The following is a 25779-nucleotide window of genomic DNA, read 5'->3' on the forward strand; positions in this document are numbered from 1 at the left end:
CTACGTACGGACATCGCCTCCTCCCCCTCAGGTACTACGGCGCCCGCCCGTACGGCACCCAGGGACTACCGCGCGGGTACGGCGAAGGCCCCGGCTCCCTCCCCGGAGGGAGGAGCCGGGGCCTTCGGGGCGCGCGTCAGGCCGCGTGGGCGCCCGGCGGGCGGTCCGCCGCCGTGCGGTGGATCGGCGTGGCCGACCCGGTCAGCGGCACGCCGGTGCCGCCGTGCCGCAGCGCGACGATCTCCGCCGTGATGGAGAGCGCCGTCTCCTCCGGCGTACGGGCGCCGAGGTCCAGGCCGATCGGCGAACGCAGCCGCGCCCGTTCCCCGTCGGTCAGTCCGGCGTCCCGCAGCCGCAGGTCCCGGTCCTCGTGCGTACGGCGCGAACCGAGCGCCCCGACGTACGCGACGGGGAGCCGGAGCGCCACCTCCAGCAGCGGTACGTCGAACTTCGCGTCGTGCGTGAGCACGCACAGCACCGTACGGGCGTCGGTCTCCGTGCCCCGCAGGTAGCGGTGCGGCCAGTCGACGACCACCTCGTCCGCCTCGGGGAAGCGGACGCGGGTGGCGAAGACGGGCCGGGCGTCGCAGACCGTGACCCGGTAGCCGAGGAACTTGCCCGCCCGCACCAGCGCCGAGGCGAAGTCGATCGCCCCGAAGACGATCATGCGGGGCGGCGGCAGCCGCGTCTCCACCAGCAGCGTCACCGGCGACTCGCAGCGCGCGACGCCCGCCGAGACGGTCACGTCGCCGGTACGGCCCGCGTCCAGCAGGGCGCGGGCGTCGGCCGCCGCCGCCTCGTCCAGCTCCGCCGTCAGGCCGAGGCCGCCCTCGTACGTGCCGTCGGGCCGTACGAGGAGCGCCCGGCCCAGCAGCCCGTCCGGCCCGGCCGTGACCCGGGCGAGGGCGGCGGCCTCGCCGCGCGCGGCGGCGGACAGCGCGGCCTCGATCACCGGCCGGTCCGGCGCGGCGGACCGCACCGGGGTGACCAGCACGTCGATGACCCCGCCGCAGGTGAGGCCGACGGCGAAGGCGTCCTCGTCGCTGTAGCCGAAGCGTTCGCGGACGGGGGTGCCGTCGCGGAGCGCCTGCTCGCACAGTTCGTAGACGGCGCCCTCGACGCAGCCCCCGGAGACCGAACCGATGGCCGTGCCCGCGCTGTCGACGGCGAGCGCCGCACCGGGGTCGCGCGGGCCGCTGCCGTCGACGGAGACGACGGTGGCGACGGCGAAGTCCCGGCCCTCGCGGGCCCACCGGTCCAGTTCACCGGCGATGTCAAGCATCGGCGGCCCCGTACCCCTCGCTGCCCGTGCCCGCCGCCAGCACCCGGTCCGGGCGGATCGGCAGGTGGCGGTGGCGTACGCCGGTGGCGTGCCAGACGGCGTTGGCGATGGCCGCCGCCGCGCCCACGATGCCGATCTCCCCGACGCCCTTGATGCCGATCGGGTCCTCCGGGTCGTGGTCCTCGACCCAGTGGGCCTCGACCACGGGCACGTCGGCGTTGGCGCTGAAGTGGTAGCCGGCGAAGTCCGCGCCGACCTGCGCGCCGGACGCCCGGTCCCGTACGGCCTCCTCGTGCAGCGCCATCGACAGGCCCCAGATCATGCCGCCGACGAGCTGGCTGCGCGCGGTCAGCGGGTTGACGATGCGGCCCGCGGCGAAGACGCCGAGCATCCGCCGTACGCGCACCTCGCCGGTCGCCGTGTCGACGGCCACCTCCGCGAACTGGGCGCCGAACGAGTGCCGTTCCTTCTCCGCCAGCGAGCCGAGCGCCTCGGTGGTGTCGGAGCGCGCGGTGACGCCCTCCGCCGGGATGTCCCCGCCCTCGGCCAGCACGTCCCGCAGGTCGCCCGCGGCCCGCGACACGGCCCACGCCCAGGAGCGGGTGCCCATGGAGCCGCCCGCGAACATCGCGGGCCCCAGGTCGCTGTCCGCGATGTGCACGCGGCACAGGCCCGGGTCGACGCCGAGGGTCTCGGCGGCGACGAGCACCATGGCCGTACGGGCGCCGGTGCCGATGTCGGTGGCGTTGATCCGCACCGTGTACGTGCCGTCGGCCTCGGCGGTCACCGACGCCGTGGACGGGCCCGCGCCCGCGTGGAACGTGGCGGCGGCCGTACCGGTGCCGAGCAGCCAGCGGCCGTCGCGGCGCACGCCGGGGCGCGGGTCGCGGTCGGCCCAGCCGAAGCGGCGGGCGCCGTCCTCGAAGCAGGCGGTGAGGTTCCGCCCGGCGAACGGCAGGCCCGAGACGGGGCCCGCGTCGGGCTCGTTGCGGGCGCGCAGCGCGATCGGGTCGATGCCGCCGCGCACGGCCAGTTCGTCCATCGCCGACTCCAGCGCGAACGCCCCTGGTGCCTCGCCCGGCGCCCGCATGAACGTCGGCGTCGGCACGTCCAGCCGCAGCAGCCGGTGGGACGTGTGGTGCGCGGGCGCGTCGTACAGCACGCGGCTCGTCGACGCGCACGGCTCCAGGAACTCCGCCACCCGCGACGTCTGCGCCTTCGCCTGGTGGTCGAGCGCCCGCAGCCGGCCCTCGGCGTCGGCGCCGAGGCGTACGCGCTGGGACGTGGGGCTGCGGTAGCCGACCATGGTGAACATCTGGCGGCGCGTCAGCGAGACCCGTACGGGGCGGCCGGTGGCGGAGGCGCCCATGATGGCGGCGATCTGGTTGGGCTTCACCATCTTGGAGCCGAAGCCGCCGCCGACGTGCTCGGCACGGACCCGTACGGACGCGGGCTCGACCTGGAACAGGTTCGCCAGCTCGCCCGCGACGAACATCGTGCTCTGGTTGGAGTCGATGACGTCCAGCCGCCCGCCGTCCCAGCGCGCCGTCGTGGCGTGCGGCTCCATCGGGCTGTGGTGCTCCTCCGGCGTGGTGTACACCTCGTCCACCACGACGTCGGACGCGGCGAGTTCGGCGTCCAGGTCGCCCTTGGCGGTGTCGGCCGGGCCGAGCATGTTGGGCGGCGGGGTGTAGAAGTCCGGGCTGTCGGCGGAGAACACCACGTCGTGCGGCTCCTCCTCGTACCGCACCACCAGTGCCTCCGCGGCCTCCCGCGCCTGCTCGGAGGTGTCCGCGACGACCAGCGCCACGGGCCAGCCGACGTGCGGCACGGTGTCCTGCTGGAACAGGCCGAGGATCGGGTCCGGGGTGCCCATGATGCTCTGGTAGTCGGTGTTGATCGCGGGCGCGTTGCCGTGGTGGATGACGGCGACCACGCCGGGCATGGCCCGTACGGCGTCCGACTCGATCGCGGTAATCCGGCCGCGGGCGATGGTGGAGCCCACGAGCCAGCCGTGGGCGACGTTCTCGAACGGCACCTCCGCGGCGTAGCGCGCGGCGCCGGTGACCTTCTCCGGGCCCTCGACGCGGGTCAGCGGGGAACGGGTGCCGCCGGGCACCGCGGTGAGCGGGCGCGGCGGGGCGGACGTACCGGCGGCGGTGGCGGCCGTGGTGGTGGTCGCGGTGGCCGTCCCGGCGGTCTCGGTGGTGGCGGTTTCGGTGGTCGGCGCGGTCATCGGGCGGCCTCCTCGGCGAGTTCGGTGAGCACCGCGACGACGAGGTTGCGTACGAGCGGCAGCTTGTACGCGTTGTCCGCCAGCGGTGCGGCGGCGGCCAGTTCGGCGTCCGCCGCCTCGGCGAACGCCTCCGCCGTGGCCGGGCCGCCGGTCAGCGCGCCCTCGGCCGTACGCGCCCGCCACGGGCGGGACGCCACGGCCCCGAACGCGAGCCGTACGTCGTGCACGACCCCGTCCCGTACGTCGAGCGCCGCCGCGACCGACCCCACGGCGAACGCGAACGACGCGCGCTCGCGCACCTTGCGGTAGCGGGACAGGGCCGCCACCGGCGCGGCGGGCAGCCGTACCCCGGTGATCAGCGCGCCGGGCGGCAGCGCCGTCTCGCGGTGCGGGGTGTCGCCCACGGGCAGGTAGAAGTCGTCCAGGGCGAGTTCGCCGGGCCCGTCCACCGTCTCGTACGTGACGACGGCGTCGAACGCGGCCAACGCCACCGCCATGTCGGACGGGTTGGTGGCCACGCAGTGCGAAGAGGCGCCGAGGATCGCGTGGTTGTGGTGCTCGCCCTCGATCGCGGGGCAACCGGAGCCGGGCGAGCGCTTGTTGCACGGCTGGCTGACGTCCGCGAAGTAGCCGCAGCGGGTGCGCTGGAGCAGGTTCCCGCCGACGGTCGCCATGTTGCGCAACTGGCCGGACGCGCCCGCCAGCACGGCCTGTGCCAGCGCCGGGTACTGCCGCCGCACGTCGAGGTGCGCGGCCAGGTCGCTGTTGGTGACGGTCGCGCCGAAGCGCAGGCCGCCGTCCACCGACTCGATGGTGTCGAGCGGCAGTTCACGTACGTCGACGAGGTGCGCGGGGCGCTCCACGCCGGTCTTCATCAGGTCGACCAGGTTGGTGCCGCCGCCGAGGAAACGCGCCTCGGGGTCGGCGTTCAGCAGCGCGACCGCGCCGGGTACGTCGGCGGCGCGCTCGTATCCGAACTCCCTCATGCCGCGGCCTCCTTGCCGTTCGCCTCGACGGGCTGTCCCTCGGCGTCCACGCCCGCGGCCCGCGCGACGGCGTCGACGATGGACACGTACGCGGCACAGCGGCACAGGTTGCCGCTCATCCGCTCCCGGATCTCGTCCGGGGTGAGCGGTGGCGGCCCCGCCTCGGGCCGTACGTCCGCGGTGGCGGCGCTGGGCCAGCCCGCCGCGTGCTCCTGGATCACGCCGAGCGCGGAGCAGACCTGCCCCGGCGTGCAGTAACCGCACTGGAAACCGTCGAGGTCGACGAACGCCTGCTGAACGGCGTTCAGTTCGCCGTCCTCGGCGACGCCCTCCACCGTGGTGACGGAACGCCCCTCGGCGGCGACGGCGAGCTGGAGGCAGGACACCGTACGGCGTCCGTCGACCAGCACCGTGCAGGCGCCGCACTGACCCTGGTCGCAGCCCTTCTTGGAGCCGGTGAGGTCGACGCGCTCGCGCAGGGCGTCGAGAAGTGTGGTGCGGTGGTCGACGGGCAACGTGTAGTCCTGGCCGTTGATGTGCAGCGTGATCACGCTGGACGTCGTTCGGGCCATGTTCAGCCTTCTTTCACCAAGGTGGCGAGCGCCGCTGTCGGACGATCCGGTCCGACCGGACCTGTCCGGGTGCCGGTGCCGTCCCGCGTGCGGCGGTGGTCCGCGGTGGCCGGCTCGACGGCGGCACACGGACGGCGCGCAGGGGAATCCACTAGGGTGGACCGCAACTGGACACCTGTCCGGTCCCCGCCGAATCTAACGGACAGTTGTCCGCTTAGCAAGGGCGACCCGTGGGTAACGGGCCTGCGGGGCGGGCGCGTACGCGTGGCGGCGTGACGCGGCGACGTGGGTACGTCGTGGCACGGCCCGGGGTCCGGACCCCGGGCCGGGGTCGACGCCGGGACGAGCACCGGCACGAGCACCGGCACCGGGCGGGAGCGAGCCGAGAGCGAGGAGGGCACATGGCGGGCGAGCAGGGCCAGCGGGACGAGCAGAACGCACCCGTGCGCCGCTCCGACGCCCGGCGCAACCGCGAACGCATCCTCGAAGTGGCCCTGGAGGAGCTGACCCGCGACGCCGAGGCGCCGCTCAGCACCATCGCGCGCAAGGCGGGCGTCGGACAGGCCACCTTCTACCGCAACTTCCCCAACCGCGACGCCCTCGTCCTGGAGATCTACCGCAACGGCATCCAGCAACTTGCCGAAGCCGCACCGGAGTTGCTCGCCACCCTGCCCCCGCACCGGGCGCTGCGGGAGTGGATGGACGGCCTCGCGCGCTTCGCCATGGCCAAGGCGGGTCTCGGTGAGGCGTTGCGCAAGGCCACCTGCCGTCCGGGCGGGCCCGCCAAACCGGCGCACGACCCGGTGGTCGAAGCCCTCGACCTGATGCTCCGCGCCAACCAGGACGCGGGCACCATCCGCCCGGAGCTGACCTCCGACGACCTCATGCTGGCGATCGCCGGGCTCTGGCAGATCGACCCCACGGGCGACTGGCAGCCCCGTACGACCCGCCTGCTCGACCTGGTCATGGACGGCCTCCGCACCCGCCCCACGGACGGGGCCCACTAGCCACCGCCTCGGTCACCGCCTCGGTCACCGGCGCGGCCACCGGCGTGGCCACCGGCGCGGCCACCGGCGTGGAGCGGTGTGCGCCGGGTTGCACCTTCCGTAGCGGCATGTGGTCGGCTGGACCACGCCCCGATCCCGCGAGGAAGGCCCCGCCCATGTCCACGTCCTTCAGGCCGCCCCGCCAGGTCAAGATCGGTGACGCGGCGGCCTTCGCGGGCAGCACGCCACGGGCGATCCGCCACTACCACGCGATCGGCCTGCTCCCCGAGCCCGAGCGGGGCGGCGACGGCCGCCGCCGCTACGGGTACGAGGACATGATCCGCCTCCTGTGGCTGCGCAGGATGGCCGACGCCGGGATCGCCCTGGACGACATCCGCGCCGCCTTCACCACGGACACCGGCACGGACACGGACGCGGCCGGTACGGACGGCGGGGAGCCGATGGCGGGCGTCCTGGAACGGCTGGAGGAGAACCTCGCCGAGCAGGAGGCGGAACTGGGGCGCCAGCGCGCCGCCGTACGGCGGATGCGCGCCGAGGGCAGCCGGATGGGCCTGCTCTCCGACTTCGTCACCGACCGTCTCACGGGCCTGCCCGAAGGCTCCCTGCGCCAGACGGACCTGGACACCCTGCTGGTCACGGAGCGGATCTTCGGCCCGCTCGGCGCGGCCGTCCAGGCCAGCCGCTTCATCGCGCTGGCCGGGCACCCCGCTCTGCGCGAGCGGTCCGACCGCGTCGACGAGGCCGAGGAGGCGCTCGACGACAGCGTCGCCGTCGACGATCCGCGGGTGGCCCGAGTGGCCGCCGAGCGGCACGCCTTCGAGAGCGCCCTGCAAGCCGTCATCGTGGAGTCCGGCCTGGACGACGAGGACGAGGCCCTCTTCGACGCCTGGGACACCCTGCACCCCGTTGCCGCCGAGGACGGCGATGACGACGAGGCCGGCTCCGGCTCCTGTCGGCGGGAGCCGGGCTCCATGAGCGTGCTCGAAGCGGTCGGCAAGATGCCGTACGACGTCTCCGCGGCCCGATGGCGCTGCGTGGAACTGTCCCTGGAGCTGTCCACCCGGGACTCCCCCACCACCTGAGGAACCCACCAGGCCGCCGGGACCCCCGTACGCGGACCCGGCTGCGTACGATCGCGCGCATGGCGCTGCGACCGGTGCAGGTGAACTTCAAGGCCCTCGATCCTCCCGCCCTCGGCCGGTTCTGGGCCGCGGCGCTCGGCTGGGACGTGGTGCGGGAGACGCGCGGCGGGACGACGTACGTGGCACCCGGCGGCGACTTCGTCTGGCCGCACCCGCTGGTCCTCGGCCTCGATCTCGTCCCCGTGACGGACGCGAAGCCGGACGCGAAGAACCGCCTCCACCTCGACCTCGCCACCGTCTCCCCCGCCCACCAGGCCGAGTTGACCGCCCGCCTGCTGGCCCTCGGCGCGACCCACGCCGACGTGGGCCAGGGCGGCGGGGCCCGGGGCGGCGGCGTGCCGTGGACGGTCCTCGCGGACCCGGAGGGCAACGAACTCTGCGTACTGGAACCCCGCGAGACGTACCGCGACACCGGGCCGGTCGCCGCCGTCGTCGTCGACTGCGCCGACCCCCGCGCCACGGCCCGGTTCTGGGGCGCGGCCGTCGACTGGCCCGTACGCGAGGTGACCGACGACCTGGCCGTCCTGCGCGCGGCCGGGGGCGGCGGCCCGTACCTGGAGTTCCTCCGTACGCCCGGCCCGCGCACCGCCCCGGACCGCGTGCACCTCGACCTGCTGCCGTACCCCGGGGACGACCCGGCCGCCGAGGTGGCGCGGCTGCGCGCGCTCGGCGCCACCGACCTCGACGTGGGCCAGGGCGACGTCCCGTGGACGTGCCTCAGCGCCCCGGACGGCCAGTCGTTCTGCGTCCTGGGCCCCCCGCACTGACCCGCCCGGTGAGCCGACTCGTTGTCTGTATGACCATGCCGCCCCCGGTCATGGCCTGAGGGCATCCGTACGGACTGGGAGAGTTGGTCACCGTGGTTCAGTTCCTACATCGCTCCTGACGGACGTGTCCGCGGTCAGCGGCGGGTCGGCGTTCAGCAGCGAGCAGGAAGCGGCCCTGTCCCGTGGCGACGTGGACGTCGTCGTCCACTCCCTCAAGGACCTTCCCACGGACACCCCGGGCGGACTCACGCTGCTTCCGCCACCGGGCCGCGAGGACGTGCGCGACGCGTTGTGCGGCTCGACCCTCGCGGGGCCGCGGAAGGGCGCGAGGGTCGGAACGGGTGCGCCCCGGCGCGTCGCGCAACTGCTCGCGGTACGCCCCGACTTGGACATCGTTCCGATCCGGGGCAATGTGCCACCGCGCCTCAGGAAGATCGAGACGGAAGGGCTGGACGCGGTCGTCCTCGCCGCTTCGGGGCTTCGCCGGCTCGGTCTGGACGACGCGATCGACGAGCTGCTGCCGCTCGACCGGTTCCCGCCGAGCCCCGGTCAGGGCGCGTTGGGGATCCAGGTCCGGACGGACGCGTCCTCGGCCCCGTTGCGCGACATCCTGTCCACGGTCGGTGACCTCGCCGTCGACGCCGAGACCAGGGCCGAACGCGCGCTCCTCGCCGAACTGCACGGCGGGTGCAGCGTGCCCGTCGGCGCGTACGGCAGGACCCTCCCGGACGGACGACTCACCCTGTTCGGTCAGGTCAGTTCGCTGGACGGCACCGAGCAGTTCTCGGGAACCCTGACCGGCCCGGCAGTAGAGCCGGAGAAGCTCGGCGCGGCCCTGGCCGCGTCGCTCGTCGACCAGGGTGCGCTCACGATCCTGGACGCCGTACGGGCGGTTCTCGCGGTCAGCTGAGCTGTCGGGCGATGTCGAGAGCCGCGTAGGTGACGCTGCCGCTCGCCCCCGCCCGCTTGAGCATCGTGAACAGCTCGACCAGGAGGCGTACGTCCCGCCGTCCGGTCTCCGGCTCCACCCGGGTCAGGGACGTGTACTCACCGGACACCGGGAACGGGAACATCGGCGCGCGGGTCACTCCACGGAGAGCGGCGAGCACGTCCGCCGTGAACTGCGCGGGCTCCACAGGAGCATGTCCGCGCCGTCCGCCTCCATGCGTAAGGCGGTGTCCACGAACTGGTCGGCGCGACCCGGGTTGATCTGGAACTCCCGGTCGGCCCCTCCCCGGGGAGTCGCCCCCATCGTGCGGCGGAACCCGTCGTACAGGCTCGACCAGAAGATGACGTGCGGCATGACGGACACTCCCTCGTGACCCGTCTCGTCCAGTGCCTGCCGCGCGCCCCCGGTCGTACCGAGCATCTCCGAACTGATGGTGCGTGAACGGTGGCGCAAGACGGGCACGTCGGAGCGCCTGCACCGCGCGCTGATGGATGCTCGCGACGACCACCTGGCAGCGTTGCTCGTGGACGTGACGCACCCGAAGGTCCAGGCCGTGTACGAGTCCTGGGGTTACCGGAAGATCGGGAGGACCAGCCGTTCCCCGACTCGCCGGTGTTCGCCGTCATGCTCCTGGACCTGCCGCTGTCGTAGCGCCGCACGCCAGAGACTCCCTCGCACGCGACCCGCGCGGCTTGCCTCTGACACCGGTGTGAGGTTCTAGCGTGCCAGGTGTCGGCGTGGCGCCGACACACAGGCGAGAGGCGGAACGTCATGCGCGCAGTCCGGTATCACGAGTACGGCGGTGTGGAGACCCTCGTGGTCGAGCAGGCGCCGGAGCCGGTCCCCGGGCCCGGGGAGGTACGGGTACGGGTGGCGGTGGCCGGGGTCAACCCCGTTGACTGGAAGGTGCGTTCCGGCGCGGTGCGCGAGATGTTGCCCGTCGAGCTGCCCGCGATTCCGGGGCGGGACGCGGTCGGTACGGTCGACGGCGTCGGGGACGGCGTACGGGGAGTGGGCGTCGGAGACCGCGTCTTCGGGTTGGGCGGCGTCACGGGCGCGACGGCGGAGTTCGCCGTGTTCTCCGCCTGGGCGCCCGCGCCCGACGCCTGGACCGACGAGGAGGCCGGTGGCGCCGCGCTCGCGGCCGTGACGGCGATGGGCGGGCTGGCGGCGCTCGGCGCGCTGGACGGCCGCACCCTGCTGGTCGAGGGCGCCGCCGGTGGCGTGGGCAGCGCGGCGGTCGAGATCGCGGTGGCCCGGGGCGCCACCGTGATCGGTACGGCGAGTGAGCGCAACCACGACTTCCTCGCGTCGCTCGGCGCCGTCCCCACCACGTACGGCACCGGGCTGGCGGAACGGGTCGCCGCCCTCGCCCCGGGCGGCGTCGACCTCGTGCTGGACACCGCCGCCTCCGGCTCCCTCCCCGACCTCGTCGCGCTCGCGGGCGGTCCGGCCCGCGTGGTGACGGTGGCCGACCACGCCAACGCGCCGGGCCTCGGCGTCACCGTGGCCAACGCGGAGAACGACCCGGCGCTCCTCGCCGAAGCGGCGGAACTCGGCCGCGAGGGCCGCTACACCCCGCGCGTCGAACGGGCCTACGCCCTGGAGCGGACGGCGGAGGCCCACGCGTACGGCGAGCGCGGCCACGTACGCGGGAAGGTCGTCATCCGCCTCTGACCGACCGCCCGGAACGGTGCGGGTCCGGTCCGGTCCGGTCCGGGGCTCAGCGTCGGACGGGGGTCGCTCCGCCCGGTGGGGTGAGGCGGGGCCACGGTCGGCCCGTACGGTCGACGACGGCGGCCCGCAGCAGCTCCAGCAGCCGGTGGCCCGGATACGTGGCGAACGTGGGGTACTTGTGCCGGTGGTGGTAGGACCAGTAGCTCACCGCGCGACATTCGGTCAGCGCGAGGAACTCCGGGTTGCGTGCGAGGAACTCGCCGTAGACCGCCCGCTGTTCGGGCCAGCGGGAGCGCGGGCCGGTGAGGCCGTGCTCGACGGCCACGAGGATGTTCAGCACGTACTCGCCCACCGGCCGCACCACGTACGGCACGACCCACGGCTCGTCGGAACGGACGATCCGCTCCAGGTGGCGTTGGCGTACGAACCCGTCGCTGTGCCGTGAGCACAGGCAGTGCAGCACCGTCTGCCGCGTCGCCGTCAACGCGCGTACGGCGTCGGCCGGTGGTTCGTCGAAGTGGAGGCGGTACGGGACGGCGAGGGGTTCCCCCGCCACGTCCACCGGGAAGGGCCACGACGGCTCGTACCGCAGCTCCGGCAGGACCGCGAGGACCGCGCGCACGTCACCGGCGAGCCGCCGGGGGAACGCCCGTACCAGCGGGTGGGGGCTGGGCGCTTCCGGTCCGGTCCTTCGCATGGCCGAAGCGTAGAGGGCAGCTTGGGTGGGGCTACGGGAGGGGGAGCCAGCCGTGGCCCAGGCGCCAGTGGTGGCCCTCGCGGAGGTGCGCGGTGAGCACGCGTTGGAGGGTGGACGTCCGCGGGAGGGTGTCGAGGACCGCGAGGCCGTCGGCGGTCGCGCGGGGCGGCGTACGGAAGACGAACTCCAGCACGTCGTCGTCGCACACCGGCCGGTCGCCGTGGAGGTGGAAGCGGCGCTGGAACGCGAGGATGTTCGCGTCCCCGCGGAGGCGCGCGGCGAGTTGCTCGTCGAGGAGCCAGGAGTGGCACGTCGCGTACGCGTACGGCTCGCCGGGGAAGTGCCGGGCGTGGAAGGGGCGGGCGGCGCGGAACGACGCGTCGCACAGGTCCGGGGAGAGCGGCCCGTCGCCGGGGATGTGCACGGCCAGCACCGGCGCCCCGTCCGCCGGGCCGCCCGTCGCGGCGGTGTCGCCGTGGGTCGCGGCCCGGTGCGCCGTCCGCTCGAACTGGAGCCGTCCCAGCCGGTGCAGCGTCCCCCGGAAGTGGCGGACGAGCCACGTCTGCCGGTCGAGTCCGCCGGTGCCGTACGCCGCCCGGTACGAGGTGAGCTTCGCGCCGAGGTCCGCGAAGGTCGCGCGCAGGACGTCGTCCGGTACGCCGCGCCGCGCCGCCTCCCGGAGGGCGTACGGGAGGGCCAGCAGGTAGAGGTGGACGTAGAAGTAGCGGCCGTACGCGCCCAGTTCGGGTGGCGCGTCCGGCCAGTCGGCGGCGGTCGGCGGGGACGCGTCGGCGTCCGCGTCCGCGAACAGGGTGCGGTGGCAGCGGAGCAGTGCCTGCCAGCGCCGGGGCGTACGGGCCGGGTCGGGGAACGTGGCGAGGACGGCGGCCCGGTCGACGTCCGGTACGGCGAGCAGGCGCGTCCGGTCGGCCAGTTCGGCGGCGGTCGGCGGGGACGGCGGGGGCGGGCCGCCGTGCGGTACGTCCTCCGCCGCCCGCGCGCCGAGCGCCGCGAGCCAGTCGCTGCGCTCCACCGTGGCGGGGTCGGTCTCGGGCACCAACTCGCCTCCAGGAACGAGGGATTCGCCCGTCGCCCGTTCGCCCGTGGCCCGCCCGCCCGTCACCGGTTCGCCGCCCGCAGCAGCGCGTGCCGGAGGCCGTCGAAGCGGGCCACGCTGTCGTCCAGGCCGCCCGGCCGTGCCCGCAGCAGCCAGCAGGCGCGCTGCTCCGCGAGCAGCGGTTCCAGCTCCCGCAGCAGCCTCCGGGCGGTCGCCGGGTCGATGTCGTCCGCCTCGCCGCGGACGGCGGCGCGCGCCCGCAGCAGCTCGACGGCGAACTCCGACAGGCCCACGGCGTGGGTGAGTTCGCGCCGCAGCACCTCGCCGTCGCCCGCCGCCGGGTCGGCGGCGGCGAGGTCGCGGCGGCAGCGGGCGAGGGTGGCGGCGGCACGGTCGAGGGCGGCCGGTTCCGGGTGGGCGGGCAGCGGCAGCGCCGGGTCGGGGCGCAGGGCGCGGGCGAGTGGGGAGCCGTTGAGGAGCGGTACGCCGAGGTCGTGGGCGATCCGGCCGAGGCGGTCGAGGACGGCGCCGGTGAGACCCGTACCGTCCAGCAGGACAAGGGAGTTGAGGACGTCCGCGAGGTCGAGTCCCCGGTTGGTGTCCAGGCACCAGCTGACCGCGCCGCCGAAGACGGCGGGCCCGAAGGCGATCGACGGCGGCTCCCACATGCCGTGGTCGCCCCAGGCGGTGAGGAGGTAGCCCTCGGAGCCCGCCTCGCGGCCGGTCTCGGCGGCGTCGACCATGTTCGCGAGGGCGTTGTCGAGGCGGCCGACGAGCGAGTTCCAGTTGCCCGCGCCGGGCGCCACCCAGAACGGCACGCCCGCCTCGCGCAGCAGCCGGGCCCGGCCGCGGAAGCCGTCGCGCAACTGCTCGACGTCGGCGCCCAGTTGCCGCCACGCGCGCAGCTCACCGCCATCGGCGGCGAGGACGTCGGCGGCGGCGTACGGCGCGTCGTACTGCCAGACGACGGGCACCGCGCCCGGCGGCACCCGGTCCATCAGCTCGGGGTGGTCGGCGAACACGTCGGCCCAGAACTCCACGGTCCAACCGTCCGCGAGCCACGGGCGCATGACCTCGGTGACGTACTCCCAGTAGACCGGTCCGGCGCCGAGCCGCGCCACGCGTTCCCGGGACCGTCCCGTACCCAGCTCGAACGGTTCGTCGGCGCCGATGTTGACGCGGCGGGCGCGCAGCTGCCCGGCGACCTCCGCGACGAGGGAGGTGGCGAACCCGGCGTTCTCCGGGGTGGGTTCGAGGGTGCTGGGCGGACGCCGCACGCCGCCGCGGTCGAAGCCGTCGGGGTTCTCGGCGCGGTGGGCGTACGCGTCGTGCGCGAGGAAGCGCTCCATGTGCCCGAACGTGTTCTGGTTGGCGACGAGTTCGATGCCGTGCGCGGCGCAGCGCGCGTCCAGCCAGCGCAGGTCGTCGGCGGTGAGCGGGGAGGCGTCGCGCCAGACGGTCTGGTGGTCGCGGAAGGCGTAGGCGTGCTCGCCGTACAGCTCCAGCTGGTTGAAGCGGGCGAGGGCGAGGACGCCGAGCCAGCGCTCCAGGGTGCGCCGGGTGGGGACGCGGTCGCGGCTGACGTCGAGGAGGAAGGCGCGTACGGCGAAGTCGGGGTGGTCGGTGATGTCGTAGCCGGTGTCCGGGAAGTCGGGGGCGGCGCGGAGCTGGTCGAGGGTCTGGAGGGCGTAGCGCAGTCCGGCGGCGTCGCGGTGGGTGACGGCGACACCGTCGGGGCCGGTGCGCAACCGGTAGCCCTGCGGCGGGAGTTGAGGATCGGCGGTGACGGTGACGGGCGCGTCGTACGGGGCGCCGCCGGGCGCGGTCGCCAGCGAGCGGGGGGCGGGGAAGGGGGTCACGGGCACGGCCTGCGGCTCCTGGGTCGGTACGGGCTCGGTGGCGGTACGGGCTCGGTGGCGGTACGGGCGGGGGCGAAGGCGTTCGCGGGTGCGGGCGGCCGTGCCGGGCGGACGGTGGCGTCCTCCCGGCACGGGCCCGTCACGGGCGGGTCGGGCCGTCCCGATCAGGGACAGCTGTCGCTCAGCTCGCAGATGTCCGCGGGGTCGGTGGACACCTTCACGTCGTCGTACCAGATGTAGCTGTCGTTCCGCGGCGCGAACTCGGTCGTGGCGCCGCCCGCGAAGCTGTCGAAGTACGCCTTGTCCACCTGGTCGTCGTTGCTGACGAAGCGCAGCCCGTCGACCTTCGCGGCGGACTCGCCGTTGTAGAACACCTCGATCTCGCCGTCCGGGTTGGCCTGCCCGTCGGTGACGGTGTTGACCTTGACGCGCTGGACGACGTTCACCCACTCGCCCTTCGGCCAGCGGATGACCTCGCCGCCGCGCTCCATCGCGACGTAGTCGCCGTACGTGTCCTGCTTGTCCATGTGGTAGTAGTACAGCGCCGCTTCGCCGTCCGCGCGGCGCCAGATGAAGCGGGAGCTGAAGCCGTTCGTGCCGTCGCAGGTCTGGCCGCCGGAGCAGGAGGCGCCGCCCGCGAGGCCGATGCCGACCTTGCCCGCGTACTGCGTGGTGCCCCAGCTGAAGTCCTCGGCGAACCTGATCCACATGGACACGTAGTACTCGCGGGAGCCGTCCAGCTCGAACGGGGCCTGCGCGCCGGAGTCCTCGGGCCCGATCTTCCCCTCGGGGTAGAGCACGCGCAGGGACTTGTCCCCGCCGTGCGCCGGGGTGGAGTCGTCGATCCGCGTCCGCTCGTCCATACCGAGCGACCAGGGCGCGGTCCAGCCGTCCTCGGTCCACTCGGGGAGGGTGTACGGGGCGCCGGCGGCCGGGCGTTCGAAGGTGTTGTCCTGGTACGACGCGGCCTGGCGGGAGGCCGCCGGATCGGCGCCGTCGGCCGGGGAGCCGGAGGCGAGCTGCGGGTACACGGCGACGGGCGCGAGCAGCGCGGCGGCGGCCGCGGCGCTGAGCAGTACGGTCCTGGACTTCACGGTGATACCTCGTTTCGTAAGGGGTGGGGGTGGGTGTCCGGTGAGTCTGGGGTGGGTGGTGCGTACGGAGGTGGCGGTACGTACGGGACGGGTGGCGCGTACGGGAGCGGTGTCCAGGGCGGCCCGGTGACCCGGCGGCGTCAGGTCAGCCAGCGCGGCAGTCCGCGCGCCACGAACGCGTCCTCCTCCCGCAGCCACGCGTAGCCGGTGTGCACACGCGCGATCTCCCCGCGCTGCCCCGGCGAGAGGTCCTCGTCCGGGTCCAGGCACCAGGTCCCGGCGAGCAGTCCCTGCCGCCGCAGCACCTCGTGCACCCCGGCGACGCACCCGGCGAAGCCGCCGCGCACGTCGTACACCGCCGCGTTCGCGTCGGTGTCGCCCGCGCGCCGGGCGAGCGCCCGGTCCCGGGCGGCCGTGTCGCCCGCGCGCGCGGCGTGCGCGTCCGCGAGGAGGCGTACGGCGGAACGGGTCCACACCGCCCAGTGGCCGAGCAGCCCGCCCACGAAGTGGCGGACGACGGGGCGGCCCGTGGCGTCGCGGACGTGGTACGGGGTGAGGAGGTCGTCGACGATGGCGTCGTCGTTGCCGGTGTAGAGGGCGACGTCGGCGCCGCGGTCGGACTCGGCGACGCCCTGGACGGCTTCGAGGGTGCGGTAGCGGTCGAAGGGGGCGATCTTCGCCGCGACCGTCGACTCCTGGTCCGCGAGCCGCCGCCAGAACGCGCGCGGCAGGTACCGGCCGCCGACCGCCTCCTGGAGGTAGAAGCCGACGACGGGCAGCACCTCGCCCACGGCGGCGGTGCGGTCGAGGAGCCCGTCGAGGTCCGTGTCCGGCAGGCCGCCCGGCGAGACGAGCATGGCGTCGTAGCCGAGGTCCCGCGCGCACTCCGCCTCCGCGACGGCCTGCCGTACGGGACCGGCGGCGCCCGCGATCCGTACGAACGGGCGGTCGCGGGTGCCCGCCGCGTCCAACTCCTCGGCGGCCAGCTCCAGTACGGGCCGGAACAGGCCGTGCTCCCGGATGGCGAACTGGGTGGTGTGGACGCCGACGGCCACGCCGCCCGCGCCCGCGTCCACGTGGTAGCGGGTGAGGGCGCGCTGACGGCGTTCGTCGAGGCGGCGCCCGGCGTCGAGGGCGAGCGGGTGCGCGGGGACGACCGTGCCGTTCCGGAGCAGGGCGGCGGTCGCGGGGTCGAGGCGCGCGGCGGACATCAGAAGCGCCCGTCACGGCGCTCGAACCGGGTGGGCTTGTCCCAGACCTCGCCGCCGTCGCGCAGCCAGCGCGCCTGGAGTTCGAGGAGCTGACCGAGCGTCACGTCCGGGTAGCCGAACAGCGCGTGGCAGCGCGACGCGTCACTGAGGAGGCTGGTCTCCGGGTCGGTGCCGGTGAACCGGGCCTCCACGTCGAGGAGTTCCGCCAGGCGGCGGGCGAGCGTACGGATGCCCGCGGCCTCGGGGCCGGTGAGGTTCAGGGTGAACGGCGTTCCCGGGGCGGCGTGTCGGACGCTGCGGAGCACGACCTCGTTGGCGTAGCGCTGCCAGACGACGTTCACGGCTCCGGCGCCCGCGTCCACCGGCTCGCCCGCGCGCAGCGTACGGGCGAGGTCCGCGAGGACGCCGTAGCGGGGCTCGCAGGCGTAGTTGAGGCGGATCAGCGCCACCGGGGTGCCGCGGGTGCGGGCGGCGTGCCGGAAGACCTGTTCGCGGCCGTGGCAGGTGACGGCGTAGTCGCCGTGCGGGCGGGGCGCGTCGGTCTCGGTGCTGCCGCCGGTGACGGGCGCGGTCATGCCGTAGACGTTGCCGGTGGAGAGGGCGACCGTACGGGCGGCGGGGTAGCGCGCGGCGACGTACGCGGGCAGCACGGTGTTGGTCATCCAGGCGTGCTCGGGGGCGTCGGACGTGCCGAACTTCGCGCCGACGAGGTGGACGACGACGGCCGCGTCCGGGAGGGCGGCGACCGCGGCGGGGTCCGCGAGGTCGGCCCGCTGGGTGCGGACGCCGCGGGCTTCGAGGCGGGCCCGCCCGGCCTCGTCGGACCAGCGGGAGACGGCGAGCACGGCGGTGTCCGTACGGCCCGCCGCGTCCAGGGCGCGGCGGGCCATGGCGGCGATGCCCGCGCCGGTCTTCCCCCCGGCGCCCAGGAGCACGACGTCGCCGGGCCAGTGGGCGGCGTCGGCGACCAACTCCGTTCCGGGGCGGGAGAGTTCGTCCTCCAGGTCCGGCACGGTGGACGGGAGCTGCTGCATGGGTGACCTCGCGAATTCAGAATTCATTCCCTTTTACGGAATGAATTCATGGGGTCGAGTGCGACGGTGATTCAGCAGGAGCCAGAAAAGCATTGGGAAAGCCTTGACGCAAGGGATTGAATCCTGCAATCTCCTCGGCATGAAATCGGCAGAGCAGCGAAATTCATTCCTTCGCGGCCCCAAATACCTGCACATCGCGGAGCGTCTGCGGCAGGAGATCTCGGACGGGATCTGGGCCGCCGGGGCGCGACTGCCCGTCGAGCGCGACCTCGCGGACACGCTCGCGGTCAGCGTGAACACGCTGCGCCGCGCCGTCGGCGAACTCGTCGCGGACGGCCTCGTCGAACGCCGCCAGGGCGCGGGCACGTTCGTGCTCCCCCCGCCGCCGCCGGATTCCCCAACGGCCCACGGACAGCGGCTGATCGGCGTTCTGGTGCCCTCGACGACCTACTACTATCCGCGCGTCGTCGACGGAATCCGACGTGTGCTGCGCGCGGCGGGCGCGGGCGTCGTCCTGGCGTCGTCCGAGTACGACACGGCCGCCGAGGAACGCGAACTCCGCGCCCTTCTCGACTCCGGCGTCGAGGGCCTGCTGCTCACGCCGAACCTGCACCTGCTCGACGACCCGCAGGCGTACGTGGACCGGCTGCGCGAACTCCCCGTACCCCACGTGCTGGTGGAGCGCCGCCCGACCGCGCCCGCGCCCGACGACGCCACGCCGTACGTCGTCACCGACCACGCGGGCGGCGTCTGCCGCGCCGTACGGCACCTGCGGACGCTGGGGCACCGGCGCTTCGGCCACCTCGGTCAACTCCGTTCCGGCACCTCGGAGATCGTCACCTGCGGCTTCCACGACGCCGCCGAGCTGCTCGGCGTCGAGGTGCCGGAGGAGGCCGTGGCCCGGCACGAGCGGTGGACGGCGGAGGACCTGGCGGAGTACGCGCGGCGGTGCGCCGCGACGGGTGTGACGGCCGTCTTCTGCCACGGCGACCGGGACGCCGCCGCGTTCGCCGTGCAGGCGCGGCGCCACGGGTTGGGCGTGCCGGGGGACGTGGCGGTGGTGGCGTACGACGACGAGGTCGCGGACGTCGGGGACGTGCCGCTGACGGCGATGTCGCCGCCGAAGGCCGAAGTGGGCGCGCGGGCGGCGGAGTTGCTGCTGCGGCGGCTGGACGAGGGGCCGGACGCGCCCGTCGAGCAGGTGCGGTTGCAGCCCCGGCTGGTGGTGCGCGCCTCCTGCGGCGCGGCCCGGGAGGGGGAGGCGGGACGGCCCTCGGCCCGGGGTGGGCCGCGCGGCGCGCGCACCGCCGGGGGCCGGCGGGTGGTCCCGGCATGAGGGCGCCCGGCAGCGGCCCCGGCAGCCGGACACCCGGCGGGGCGGGGCTCCGCGCGCGCCCGCCCCCGTACGGCCCACCGCCACGCCGACGCCGTACTCACCCAGCCCAACGACCCACCACACACGGAGACTTCATGCGCTTCCGCATCGGCGTACTCGGCGCGGGCGCCGTGGCCGCCGACCACGTACGGGCCGCCGCCGACGCCCCCGACTACGAGATCGCCGCCGTCTGCGACGTCGACCGCGCCGCCGCCGAGGCCCTCGCCGGGCCGGGCGTGCCCGTGCACACCGACCACCGCGAACTGCTCGCCGACGGCGGCCTCGACGCCGTCGTCATCACCGTGCCGCACGCGCTGCACGCGCCGATGGCCGTCGCCGCCGCGCACGCCGGGCTGCACGTGCTGGTGGAGAAGCCGATGGCGACGAGCGTGGCCGACTGCACCCGGATGATCGAGGCGAGCCGCGCGAGCGGCACGCTGCTGGCCGTCGCCCACGTCCTCCACTTCGACCCGGTCGCGCTGGCCGCGCGGCGGCTCGTGGCCTCCGGCGCGTACGGCGAACCGCTGCTCCTCACCCACCGCCGGTCGGCGCACTACGAGCCGGGGTCCCGGCCGCCGTGGTTCTTCGACCGCGCGGTGGCGGGCGGCGGCATCGTGCTGAACGTCGGTACGCACGGCCTCGACCGCATCCAGTGGCTCGGCGGGTCGGCCGTACGGCGCGTCAGCGGCCTCGTCCGCGGCCGCCCCGGCATGGAGGTGGAGACCGACGCGCTGGCCCTGGTCGAACTGGAGAACGGCGTCGGCGCGGGCATCGCCCTCACCAGCCGCGGCACGCCGTTCTTCGACGAGACGGAGGTGGTGCTGGACGCGGCGACGCTGCGCGTGTCCCGTACGGGCGGGCTGACGCTGCTCCGGGACGGGGAGTCGACACGGCTGATGGCCGTCGAACCGGCGCACCAACACGACGCGTTCCGGGCCCAGTTGGACGGTTTCGTCGCCGCCGCCCGGGGTGGCGCCCCGTACGGGGACGGCGCGTACGTGGACGGCGCGTACGGGCGGTCCGTGGTCGCCGCCGCGCTGGCGCTGTACGCGTCGGCGGACGGCGGCGAACGCGTCGAGGTCGCCGCCGACCCGGCGGTGACCCCGTGACGGGCGGGGCGGCGCGATGGGCGGGGGCGGTGACGTGACGGCCCGAGGGCCGCTGGCGCGGCGCGCGTTCAGCACCCTCGGCTGCCCGGAGGCGGGCGTCGGGGACGTCGTCCGCCTGGCGCTGGCGGGCGGCTTCGGCGGTGTCGAACTGCGGTGTGCGCCAGGCCAGTTGGTCACCCCGGAGACGGGCCCGGCGGAGGCGGCGGCACTCGCGGACCGGTTCGCGGGCGCCGGACTGGAGGTCGTCTGCCTCGCCTCGTACGTGCGGGTGGCCGACGAGGGGCCCGGCGTCGGCGCGGACCTGGAGCGCCACCTGCGGCTCGCCGCCCGGCTCCGCGCCCCCTACGTACGGGTCTTCGGCGGCGACGCCGACCACCCCCGTGGGCGGCGCGACCGGGCCGTGCGCCGACTCGCCGCCGCCGCGCCCGCCGCGGAGGCGGCCGGGGTGGGGCTCGCGCTGGAGACCCACGACGCGTTCCTGACCGGCGCCGCCGTCGCCGACGTGCTCGAAGCCGTCGGTTCACCGGCCGTCGGCGCCGTCTGGGACGCGGTCAACCCGTGGCGGGCGGGCGAACGACCCGCCGACACCGCCGAGTCGCTGCGCCCGTGGCTGCGGCACACGCAGTTCAAGGACGTCGCCTCACCCACCGACCTGCGCCCGGTGCTCCCCGGCCGGGGCGTGCTCCCGCTCGGCGAGGTCACCGCCGAGCTGCGGCGGCTTGGCTACGGGGGCTGGGTCAGCCTCGAATGGGAGCGCGCCTGGTACCCCGACGCGGCGCCGCTCGGTGACGCGCTCACCGCCTTCACGGACACGCTCGACCTCCTGGACCCGCCCGGCGCGACCGATACGCGAGGCGCGCCGCCCCGCGCGTGACCCCCGGCCCGCTCCCACCCGTACGCCCCGAACCCGCGCCCACCCCCGTACCGACGCATGCCCGTACACCACCCGATATGTCACCACACGCGCTCGACAACACGCCCCCGAACAGAGGGAGTTCCGTCATGAACACCACCCGTGCGCCCAGCAGGCGCGGCGTCCTCGCCGCGGGCCTGTGGACCGCGCTGGCCACCGGCACCGCCGGTGCGACCAGCGCGTGCGGCAGCGCGTCCGCCGCCCGCCGCGACCCGGACGGGCCGCTGACGTTCTGGTCCGCGCTGCGCGGCACCGACGCCCTGGTCGCCGCCTGGAACGCCGAACACCCCGACGACCCGGTCGAGTTCGACATGATGACCTCCGGACTGGCGGGCGGGAACGCCAAGTTGTCCAACGCCGCCCGCGCGGGCAACGCCCCCGACATCGTCTCCGTCGTGGACGCGGACCTGCCCGGCTTCGCCATCGACGGCGTCTGCGCCGACGTCACGGACCTCGTCACGCCCCGCCTGCGCGACCAGTTGGGCCCGGAGGCGTGGACGAACGCCACGTTGGACGGCCGGGTGTACGGCATACCGCTGGACCTCGGCCCGATGATGTTCGCGCACCGGGCCGACGTCCTGCGCGAGCACCGGATCGACGTGCCGGAGACCTGGGACGACTTCCGCGAGGCGGGCCGTCGGCTGAAGCGCCGGTCGGGCATCGACCTGGCGACGTTCCACCCCAACGCGTACAACGTCCTCGCCTGCCACGCGATGCAGGCGGGCGGCCGGTGGTTCGCCATCGAGGACGACTCCTGGGTGGTCGACTTCCTCGACGCGCCCACCCGGCGGGTCGCCGCGTACTGGCAGGGCCTGATCGACGAGGACCTGCTGCTGGTGGCGCCCGGCAGCAGCCAGGAGTGGCTGTCGGCACTCGCCCGGGGACGCGTCGCGGGCCATCTCGTGGGGCCCTGGGGCCTGGCGGCGCTCGCCGCGTCCGTGCCGGGCGGCGCCGGGAAGTGGCGCGTCGCACCCGTACCGCAGTGGGGCGGCGGGCGGCCCGTCGTCGGCACCGACGGGGTGTCGCTGCACGTGATCACCGAGGGCAGCAACCGGAAGGAGCGCGCCATGCGCTTCCTGGAGTGGCTGTCCACGACGCCGGAGGCGATCACCGCCCGGCTGTCCGGCGGCAGGTCGAGCCTGTTCCCGGCGGCGCGCGGCCTGGTCGAGCCCGCGTCCCGGCAGTTCGACCCGGCGTACTACGGCGGCCAGGACCTGTACGGGCTGGTCACCGAGCAGGCCCGGCTGCTGCGTACGGGCTGGGTCTGGGGCCCGCGCATGCAGGCCACCGCGACCTCGCTGCACCAGGGGCTGGCGCGGCTGCCGTACGGCACGACCGTCGCGGGGGCGCTGGAGGCGGCCGAGGCGGAGACGCTGCCGGACATGCGGAGCCTGGGCCTGTCGGTGAGGCGGTCATGAGGCCGGTCACGCGGGCCGCGCGCACCGCCCCCGCCACCGGACCCGCGCACACCGCCACCGGGCCCGCCGGAACCGCCCCGCCCCCGCGGCGGTCGCAGCGGCTGGCGACGGGCGTGCTGCTCGGCCCGTTCGTGCTGCTGCTCCTCACGGTGTTCGTCGTGCCGACGCTCTACGCCGTCTACCTCAGCTTCTTCTCCACCACCCACTCCGGCCTCGGCTTCGGCAACGCCGAGACCGTCTTCGCGGGCGCGCGCAACTACGCGGCCGTACTGTCCGACCCGAGCTTCACGCGCGGCGTCGGCGTCACCCTCCTCTACGCCCTCGTCTTCCTCCCCGCCGTCGTCGCGGGCGCGCTCGCCCTGGCGCTCCTCTTCGACTCGGGGCTGGTGCGGGCCCGCCGCCTCAGCCAGACCGTGCTGTTCGTGCCGCACGCCGTGCCCGGCATCATCGGGACCGTCATCTGGCTGTACCTCTACACACCCGGCATCTCCCCCGTCGTCGGCTTCCTCGACGACGTGGACGTACGGGTCGACTTCTTCGCGCTGCACATGCTCGTGCCGTCGCTCGTCAACATCGCGCTGTGGAGCGGCCTCGGCTACACCACGGTGATCTTCTTCGCCGCGCTGCGCGCCATCCCCCACGAACTCGTCGAGGCCGCCGCGATCGACGGCGCGGGACCCGTACGGACCGCGCTGACCATCAAGGTGCCGCTGATCCGCGCGACCCTCGCCACCGTCGTGATCTTCACGACGATCGGCGCGCTCCAGCTGTTCACCGAGCCGATGCTGCTGAGCAAGGCCACCCCGCTGATCGGCCCGCGCTTCACGCCCAACATGTACATCTTCGACGCCGCCTTCACCCGCAACAACTACGGTCTGGCGGCCGCCGCCTCCGTGCTGCTGCTGGCCGTCTGCTGCCTCCTGTCCTTCGCCGTCACGCGCGGCACCACCCGACGGAAGAAGGTGCGGCCGTGAGCGCCACCACCGGGACCCGCCGCCGCGCGGGCGTCCGCGCACCGGGCCGCGGCACCGCGCACGTCGTGGTCGGGGTCGGGGTGCTCTACGCCCTGCTCCCCCTCCTCTGGCTGCTGCTCGCCTCGACGGTGGACGCGGAGGCGCTGTTCGCCTCCCGCTTCCTCGACCTGTCGGACTTCGCGCTGCTCGACAACGTCCGCGCGCTGCTGCGGGAGGGCGACGGCGTCTATCTGAAGTGGTACGCGAACAGCCTGCTGTACGCGGTCGGCGGGGCCGCCGTCGGGGCGCTGCTCAGCACGGCGGCGGGGTACGTCTTCGACAAGTTCGAGTTCACCGGGAAGGGGCCGCTGTTCGCGCTGGTGCTGGTGTCGGTGATGGTCCCGGCGACGGTGCTGGCGCTGCCGATGTACCTGCTCGCGTCGGAACTCGGCCTGGTGAACACCGTCTGGTCGGTGCTGATCCCGGTGCTGTTCAACCCGTTCGGGGTCTACCTGGGGCGGATGTTCTCCGCCTCGTACGTGCCCGACGAGGTGCTGGAGGCGGCGCGCGTGGACGGCGCGGGCGAGCTGCGCAGCTTCTTCTCCGTGGGGCTGCGGATGCTGGCGCCGGGCTTCGTGACGGTCTTCCTCTTCCAACTCACCACCATCTGGAACAACTTCTTCCTGCCGCTGGTGATGCTCTCCGACGAGGACCTGTACCCGCTGAGCCTCGGCCTCTACAGCTGGAACGCCACCGCCAGCATCAACCCCGACTACTACCCGCTGATGGTCGTCGGGTCGCTGCTCGCGCTGCTGCCGCTGGTGGTCGCGTTCCTGCTGCTCCAACGCTACTGGCGGTCGGGGTTGACGGCGGGCAGCGTCAAATAGCCGCCGTACGGCCGGAGTCGGCGCCGTACGTACGGGCCCGCGTACGTCTTCCACGCACGCGGGCCCGTACGGTCCCTGCCCGTCCCGACCGCCCCGGTCAGCGCGCCGCGTCCGCCGCGCCCACCGACCACGAGTCGTGCGTGTTGACCTGCTCCACCGTCGCGTGCGCCAGCTCCTTGTAGCGGTGGGTGATCGCCTCCGCGCGGCCCTCCGGCAGCGGCCCGCCGTGCTCGGCGGCGCGCGCGATGATCTCCTCGGGGCCCAGCTCCCGGTTGCCGAGGACGACCGCGTTGACCTGGGGCCGCCGTATCGCGTCGTAGCGGCGCAGGGCGGCCTCCGGGCCGTCCTCGCGGGCCAGGCACCAGGCCAGCACGCGCGCGTCGATGATCGACTGCGAGCCGCCGTTCATGCCCATGGGGAACATCGGGTGCGCGGCGTCACCGAGCAGCGTGACCCGGCCGAGGCTCCAGTACGGCAGCGGGTCGCGGTCGAGCATCGGGTACTCGAAGATCGCGGACGAGTCCGCGAACAGCCGCTCCAGGTCGATCCACGGCAGGCTCCAGTCCGCCAGCCCGGCGCGCGCCTCGTCGGGCGTGATCCGCCGGTTGGTGCGGTCCAGCGCCGTACCGGAGTCGTCGTGCCGCACCTCCAGCACCCAGTTCATCAGGGCGTCGCCGCCCTCGGCCGCCGGGTCCTCGATGGGGTACGCGACGAACTTGTCGCCCGGGGTGCCGCCCGCGACGACGATCGTACGGCCGTCGAGGAGATGCGGGTTCGGCGCGACGCCGCGCCACATGTGGACGCCGTTCCAGTTGGAGGGGCCCTCGTCGGGGAAGAGGTGCGCGCGGACCGCCGAGTCGATGCCGTCGGAGCCGATGAGCAGGTCGCCGTCCTCGTGCACGGGCTCGCCGGTCGTACGGTCCAGGAAGTGCGCCCGTACGCCGTCCGCCGTCTGCTCGAAGCTCTGGAACAGGCGGCCGGTGCTCACCGCGTCCGGGCCGAGGCGCTCGCGCACGGCCGCCAGCAGCAGCATGTGCAGGTGCCCGCGGTGCACGGAGAACTGCGGCCAGTGGTAGCCCGCGTCGAGCCCGAGGGGCTCGTCCCACACCGGGGCGCCCGCCCGGTCGTAGTAGCTCAGCCGGTGCGGGGGCAGCCCGACGGCGGCCAGCTCGTCGGCGAGGCCCAGCTCGGAGAGCTCCCGTACGGCGTGCGGCAGGAGGTTGATCCCCACGCCCACGGCCTCGATGCTCCGCGCCGCCTCGCTCACCCGCGGCTCGAACCCGGCGGCGTGCAGGCTCAGGGCGCAGGTCAGCCCGGCTATGCCGCCGCCCACGATGGTGACTCTCATCGTCTCTGTCTCTGCCTTTCGTCGGCGCCACGACGCGGCCCCCGGCTCGGCACACGCCCGACGGCGCCTGCCGGGGCCCCGGTTCGGCGTGCTTCCACGTCCCGTGGCACGCCCGGCGTGGGTCGCCGGGTCAGCCGGTCGGGGCGTGACGAGTGCTCAGTACGGCCCGCCGCGCCGGAGGTTCGTGGCGACACCGAACGGCGGTG

24 protein-coding genes and 1 pseudogene are annotated in these 25779 nt (G+C 74.6%); 12 read left to right on the plus strand and 13 right to left on the minus strand.

The genetic code is table 11. The features are described 5' to 3' along the window. Positions 1-136 precede the first annotated feature (136 nt). The 4 genes from D7M15_RS08160 to D7M15_RS08175 are packed head-to-tail and all read right to left on the minus strand — an operon-like array spanning position 137 to position 5076. Positions 137-1282 carry an XdhC/CoxI family protein gene (locus D7M15_RS08160; RefSeq protein WP_121516876.1) on the minus strand — a complete coding sequence of 382 codons (1146 nt, stop codon included), beginning with the start codon at positions 1280-1282 and terminating at the stop codon, positions 137-139. Further along, a complete protein-coding gene (locus D7M15_RS08165; RefSeq protein ID WP_121516877.1) occupies positions 1275-3518 on the minus strand; it encodes a xanthine dehydrogenase family protein molybdopterin-binding subunit in 2244 nt (747 codons plus the stop codon). The genes D7M15_RS08160 and D7M15_RS08165 overlap by 8 nt, the downstream gene beginning before the upstream one ends. After that, on the minus strand, positions 3515-4504 hold the full coding sequence (locus tag D7M15_RS08170; RefSeq protein WP_121516878.1) for a xanthine dehydrogenase family protein subunit M: 990 nt from the start codon (positions 4502-4504) through the stop codon (positions 3515-3517). Before D7M15_RS08170 ends, D7M15_RS08165 begins: the two co-directional genes overlap by 4 nt. Next, the gene (locus D7M15_RS08175; protein WP_121516879.1) at positions 4501-5076 is read right to left on the minus strand and encodes a 2Fe-2S iron-sulfur cluster-binding protein; all 576 of its coding nucleotides are present in this window, start codon (positions 5074-5076) and stop codon (positions 4501-4503) included. The genes D7M15_RS08170 and D7M15_RS08175 overlap by 4 nt, the downstream gene beginning before the upstream one ends. Before the next feature lie 401 nt (positions 5077-5477). Between D7M15_RS08175 and D7M15_RS08180 the strand changes: the two genes are divergently transcribed. The 4 genes from D7M15_RS08180 to hemC all read left to right on the plus strand — a co-directional run bounded on the left by D7M15_RS08180 (position 5478) and on the right by hemC (position 8902). Then, a complete protein-coding gene (locus tag D7M15_RS08180; RefSeq protein ID WP_121516880.1) occupies positions 5478-6083 on the plus strand; it encodes a TetR/AcrR family transcriptional regulator in 606 nt (201 codons plus the stop codon). 155 nt (positions 6084-6238) lie between these two features. Further along, entirely contained in the window at positions 6239-7165 is a 927-nt protein-coding gene (locus D7M15_RS08185) for a MerR family transcriptional regulator (protein ID WP_121516881.1), read from the plus strand. 59 nt (positions 7166-7224) lie between these two features. Next, on the plus strand, positions 7225-7992 hold the full coding sequence (locus D7M15_RS08190; RefSeq protein ID WP_121516882.1) for a VOC family protein: 768 nt from the start codon (positions 7225-7227) through the stop codon (positions 7990-7992). Positions 7993-8116: 124 nt separating this feature from the next. Further along, the gene (gene hemC, locus D7M15_RS08195) at positions 8117-8902 is read left to right on the plus strand and encodes a hydroxymethylbilane synthase (protein ID WP_240649186.1); all 786 of its coding nucleotides are present in this window, start codon (positions 8117-8119) and stop codon (positions 8900-8902) included. On the opposite strand, the gene D7M15_RS08200 is transcribed toward hemC, so the two are convergent. Together D7M15_RS08200 and D7M15_RS08205 are read right to left on the minus strand one after the other, a co-directional pair. Next, a complete protein-coding gene (locus D7M15_RS08200; RefSeq protein ID WP_121516884.1) occupies positions 8895-9128 on the minus strand; it encodes a delta-aminolevulinic acid dehydratase in 234 nt (77 codons plus the stop codon). The two genes, hemC and D7M15_RS08200, sit on opposite strands and share 8 nt — an antisense overlap. Continuing rightward, complete coding sequence (locus tag D7M15_RS08205; RefSeq protein ID WP_121516885.1) at positions 9077-9361, minus strand: hypothetical protein; 285 nt, start codon at positions 9359-9361, stop codon at positions 9077-9079. Before D7M15_RS08205 ends, D7M15_RS08200 begins: the two co-directional genes overlap by 52 nt. On the opposite strand from D7M15_RS08205, the pseudogene D7M15_RS28940 reads away from it, so the two are divergent. Further along, positions 9357-9592, plus strand: a pseudogene (locus tag D7M15_RS28940) (GNAT family N-acetyltransferase); the annotation flags it as partial. The gene D7M15_RS08205 and the pseudogene D7M15_RS28940 overlap by 5 nt on opposite strands. A gap of 120 nt (positions 9593-9712) precedes the next feature. Next, entirely contained in the window at positions 9713-10618 is a 906-nt protein-coding gene (locus D7M15_RS08215; protein ID WP_121516886.1) for a zinc-binding dehydrogenase, read from the plus strand. Between the two features lie 46 nt (positions 10619-10664). Here D7M15_RS08215 and D7M15_RS08220 read toward each other — a convergent pair whose 3' ends face one another. From D7M15_RS08220 to D7M15_RS08245, 6 genes are all read right to left on the minus strand, one after another. Next, positions 10665-11315 (minus strand): hypothetical protein, encoded by a 651-nt coding sequence (locus D7M15_RS08220; protein ID WP_121516887.1) that lies wholly within the window; start codon positions 11313-11315, stop codon positions 10665-10667. 31 nt (positions 11316-11346) lie between these two features. Further along, a complete protein-coding gene (locus D7M15_RS08225; RefSeq protein ID WP_121516888.1) occupies positions 11347-12372 on the minus strand; it encodes an acyltransferase domain-containing protein in 1026 nt (341 codons plus the stop codon). A gap of 62 nt (positions 12373-12434) precedes the next feature. Next, positions 12435-14237: a glycoside hydrolase family 20 zincin-like fold domain-containing protein gene (locus D7M15_RS08230; RefSeq protein WP_121520433.1), complete on the minus strand. Its 1803-nt coding sequence runs from the start codon at positions 14235-14237 to the stop codon at positions 12435-12437. Positions 14238-14395: 158 nt separating this feature from the next. Continuing rightward, positions 14396-15325, minus strand: coding sequence for a polysaccharide lyase (locus D7M15_RS08235; protein ID WP_121516889.1), 930 nt, complete (start codon positions 15323-15325; stop codon positions 14396-14398). Positions 15326-15465: 140 nt separating this feature from the next. Continuing rightward, a complete protein-coding gene (locus D7M15_RS08240) occupies positions 15466-16536 on the minus strand; it encodes a dihydrodipicolinate synthase family protein (RefSeq protein ID WP_121516890.1) in 1071 nt (356 codons plus the stop codon). After that, positions 16536-17570 carry an NAD-dependent epimerase/dehydratase family protein gene (locus D7M15_RS08245; protein ID WP_121516891.1) on the minus strand — a complete coding sequence of 345 codons (1035 nt, stop codon included), beginning with the start codon at positions 17568-17570 and terminating at the stop codon, positions 16536-16538. The genes D7M15_RS08240 and D7M15_RS08245 overlap by 1 nt, the downstream gene beginning before the upstream one ends. Before the next feature lie 139 nt (positions 17571-17709). On the opposite strand from D7M15_RS08245, the gene D7M15_RS08250 reads away from it, so the two are divergent. The 6 genes from D7M15_RS08250 (at position 17710) to D7M15_RS08275 (ending at position 24225) form a co-directional block, all read left to right on the plus strand. Next, positions 17710-18906, plus strand: a complete 1197-nt coding sequence (locus D7M15_RS08250) for a GntR family transcriptional regulator (protein ID WP_121516892.1) — start codon at positions 17710-17712, stop codon at positions 18904-18906. A 134-nt stretch (positions 18907-19040) separates the two neighbouring features. Continuing rightward, the gene (locus D7M15_RS08255) at positions 19041-20054 is read left to right on the plus strand and encodes a Gfo/Idh/MocA family oxidoreductase (RefSeq protein ID WP_121516893.1); all 1014 of its coding nucleotides are present in this window, start codon (positions 19041-19043) and stop codon (positions 20052-20054) included. 34 nt (positions 20055-20088) lie between these two features. Next, a complete protein-coding gene (locus D7M15_RS08260; RefSeq protein WP_240649188.1) occupies positions 20089-20928 on the plus strand; it encodes a sugar phosphate isomerase/epimerase family protein in 840 nt (279 codons plus the stop codon). A gap of 128 nt (positions 20929-21056) precedes the next feature. Beyond that, complete coding sequence (locus D7M15_RS08265) at positions 21057-22385, plus strand: extracellular solute-binding protein (RefSeq protein ID WP_121516895.1); 1329 nt, start codon at positions 21057-21059, stop codon at positions 22383-22385. After that, positions 22382-23359: a sugar ABC transporter permease gene (locus D7M15_RS08270; RefSeq protein WP_121516896.1), complete on the plus strand. Its 978-nt coding sequence runs from the start codon at positions 22382-22384 to the stop codon at positions 23357-23359. The genes D7M15_RS08265 and D7M15_RS08270 overlap by 4 nt, the downstream gene beginning before the upstream one ends. After that, positions 23356-24225, plus strand: coding sequence for a carbohydrate ABC transporter permease (locus D7M15_RS08275; RefSeq protein ID WP_121516897.1), 870 nt, complete (start codon positions 23356-23358; stop codon positions 24223-24225). The genes D7M15_RS08270 and D7M15_RS08275 overlap by 4 nt, the downstream gene beginning before the upstream one ends. A gap of 97 nt (positions 24226-24322) precedes the next feature. On the opposite strand, the gene D7M15_RS08280 is transcribed toward D7M15_RS08275, so the two are convergent. Beyond that, positions 24323-25573, minus strand: coding sequence for a flavin-dependent oxidoreductase (locus D7M15_RS08280; RefSeq protein WP_121516898.1), 1251 nt, complete (start codon positions 25571-25573; stop codon positions 24323-24325). Positions 25574-25779 lie beyond the last annotated feature (206 nt).

It is taken from the genome of Streptomyces sp. Z26, from assembly GCF_003665095.1.
Lineage (GTDB): Bacteria > Actinomycetota > Actinomycetes > Streptomycetales > Streptomycetaceae > Streptomyces > Streptomyces phytohabitans.